We start from the raw sequence: 2,669 nt of genomic DNA, 5'->3' as shown, positions 1-2,669 counted from the left end.
TTTGCTATACCTAAGAAAAATAAGATTAAATTTGCTTTAGCTAAAATACAAGCTAGTCCTCTTGCTAAGATTAAATTTGATAGGATAAGATGGGAAGGGATGGGAGATGATAACAAACAATCACCAATTCAAACCCATCATATTGCTACTGATAAGAATAAAAAATATACTCCAAAATTTCAAGAGATACTTAATTTATATGATTTAAAACTAAATGGAGATTGGAACAAAGTTAAAATGCCACATCGCGGAAGACATCCTAATGAATATCATGAATATATTCTTGAAAAAATGAGTAAAATTGATAAAATAGCAAGAGGAGATAAGAATAAATTTTTAAAAGAATTTGAAAAACTAAAAGAAGAAATAAAAAATAATCCTGCTTTACTTAATAAAGAATACTATAAGGAGAGAAAATAATGAGATATTATAAAATGATGTATAATGGACAACATAATGATGTAGATAATTGGATAAATTGTATCAAACCAGATATAAAAAATAATGATAAATATGCACTTTTAGAATCCAAGCCTATTATAAATTGGCAAACACCTAGTTTTGAAATAGACAAAGATGATGGTAAAATACTGACTGATTTAATATCTAATGTATATAATTGGCGTATAGTCTCTCCAAAATTTATAAATTTAATGCAAGATTTAATCAAAGATTGTGTGCAATATTTAGATGTAGAAATTAAAAATCAGGAAATAAATTATTATGATTGTAAAATTATGCATGTAACAAAATCACTTGAAGCTTTAGATTATGAACATTCTGTATATACTTATATGGGTGATAATAATGAATATCTAAGTATTACTAAGGCTGTTTTAAAAAAATCAAAACTTGATGGAAGTCATATATTTAGAATTAAAGATGATGAAATACCTGTTTTTGTATCAAGTGAATTTAGAAAAATAGTGAGAGAAAACAATTTATTAGGTTTTAGTTTTAGTGAAGTTATGGTATATGAAAATTAATAAACTACAATTATAAATTATATAAACTTATTAGGTTTTATCAAACAAATACCATAATAAAGGATAAAAAATGACAAGAGAACAAGCAGAACTAATTATAAAAGAAGAAAAGTTGATTGATACAACTTGGTATCCTTCTTATAAACATTTAGGGGGATACCATCTTACTATGTGGTTTGATTCTGATAATAATAAATATGAAACTTTCTATGTTGGAGAAAAAAAAAGGGGGGGGGGTGTTAGTCTTAACTATTCTTTTGATAGTGAAAAAGAAGCCATTGATAAAATGTTGCAGATGAATTATATGCGAAAAAAATATGATGGAAAAGATATTAAAGAATATCTAACAAAAGAAGTAGCACTAAGAATCATCAAAGAAGAAAATTTAGAAGTGATTTGGTATGATGAAGCACTTAAACCAATACGAGCAGGTATTAAACACGATAAACAAAGAGATAAATATATTTCTTTTATCACTAATGCTAAAGCAGCGCTTATAGAATACAAAAGTATTGAGTTTGATGGGATAGATACAGTGAAACTTTTAAGGAAATGCTTAACGATGAATTTCTAGCCCTTTATGCTCTTATCAATCGTGCCAGAATGATTAAACAAAACAAAATTAGCTTTACATAAATGTTTTATGATTTAATATAAAAATTTTTTGGTTATAATTTTATTTTAATACAAGGATACTCTATGGAAGATTTAAACTTTTTACAAAAACGTTGGGAAGAAGCTTATGAAGCTATGCCTAAACTTTATGAAATACCAAATGGAACAATAGTAAATTTTACCCTTAGTGAAGATACAGATACTATTTTATTTAAAGAACCTTGGGAAAATTTCAAACTAGATAATGAAGATGAGGAAGCAGAATGGAGGCTAAGTTTTTTCAGCATTAGCGAAGATAGGCCTTTAGGATATTTAGGGTATAAAGAAGCTTTAGAAAAATTACAAGAATTTGCTTTAATACAATCAGAAGAAAGGGTTTTGATTAGAGCCATGAGTTTAGAAGAGCTTAAAAAATTAGGATTACACGAGCTATGATACCCCCTCAACCCATATTTTTAAACAGACTTATGCAGTTTTTATCTAGTGAAAATTTAAATCTAAATAATTTAAAAAAAGATATAGAAAACATAATCCCTAAAAAAGACTTACAATTTTTACTAGATTTAAACACAAAAATCATGGGTATTGCTAAAATAATTATTCAAGATAAAAAAGAAGTTAATATACTACTACCACAATCTAATAAAGAACATAAATTACAATATACACCTACAAAATTAGAAATCAAAAAAGATTTTAAAATTAAACTTGATAACTTGGAAAATTGCAACAACAAGCAATTATTAAATATCATTAAACAAGAATATCCAAATAATATAGTAAAAGAACTAACTATTAATCTATCAAAAGAAAAAATAAAAATACTTTTCATTGTCAATGAAATACCAAAATTTTTAAAATCCATATATAAAGAATGTGATTTTAAAGATTATGGCTTAATGAACTATATCGAATTTGATAAAATTTTTAATCTCAAAATAGAAGATTTTAGATATTTTACGCTTGTTACACCCTTTGGAGCAAAAAAAATACAATTGTATTGGATAAATGAATATGAAAATCTTCAAGAAACACTCAATTGTATTTCAATCCCAACACCCCAATAAA

Annotated in this window: 4 protein-coding genes and 1 pseudogene; all 5 read left to right on the top strand. The window is 25.6% G+C overall.

From position 1 onward, the window contains the following. Positions 1-420 (top strand): AHH domain-containing protein (locus tag CAMP5053_RS07985; RefSeq protein WP_337217617.1); only part of this gene is annotated, 420 nt, incomplete at its 5' end. Next, positions 420-986: an imm11 family protein gene (locus CAMP5053_RS07980; RefSeq protein ID WP_337217616.1), complete on the top strand. Its 567-nt coding sequence runs from the start codon at positions 420-422 to the stop codon at positions 984-986. The genes CAMP5053_RS07985 and CAMP5053_RS07980, both read left to right, overlap by 1 nt. Before the next feature lie 70 nt (positions 987-1,056). After that, positions 1,057-1,622, top strand: a pseudogene (locus CAMP5053_RS07975) (hypothetical protein). A 63-nt stretch (positions 1,623-1,685) separates the two neighbouring features. Next, positions 1,686-2,036, top strand: a complete 351-nt coding sequence (locus tag CAMP5053_RS07970) for a hypothetical protein (protein ID WP_337217615.1) — start codon at positions 1,686-1,688, stop codon at positions 2,034-2,036. Next, positions 2,033-2,668: a hypothetical protein gene (locus CAMP5053_RS07965; RefSeq protein ID WP_337217614.1), complete on the top strand. Its 636-nt coding sequence runs from the start codon at positions 2,033-2,035 to the stop codon at positions 2,666-2,668. Before CAMP5053_RS07970 ends, CAMP5053_RS07965 begins: the two co-directional genes overlap by 4 nt. Position 2,669 lies beyond the last annotated feature (1 nt).

It is taken from the genome of Campylobacter sp. S4:11, assembly GCF_024723695.1.
Taxonomy (GTDB): Bacteria; Campylobacterota; Campylobacteria; order Campylobacterales; family Campylobacteraceae; genus Campylobacter_D; species Campylobacter_D jejuni_C.
This window is presented reverse-complemented; position numbering and strand designations above follow the sequence as displayed.

Coding starts and splice junctions, on each gene's coding strand:
- CAMP5053_RS07980 (WP_337217616.1), top strand. CDS start 420: ATGAGATATTATAAAATGATGTATAATGGACAACATAATGATGTAGAT.
- CAMP5053_RS07970 (WP_337217615.1), top strand. CDS start 1,686: ATGGAAGATTTAAACTTTTTACAAAAACGTTGGGAAGAAGCTTATGAA.
- CAMP5053_RS07965 (WP_337217614.1), top strand. CDS start 2,033: ATGATACCCCCTCAACCCATATTTTTAAACAGACTTATGCAGTTTTTA.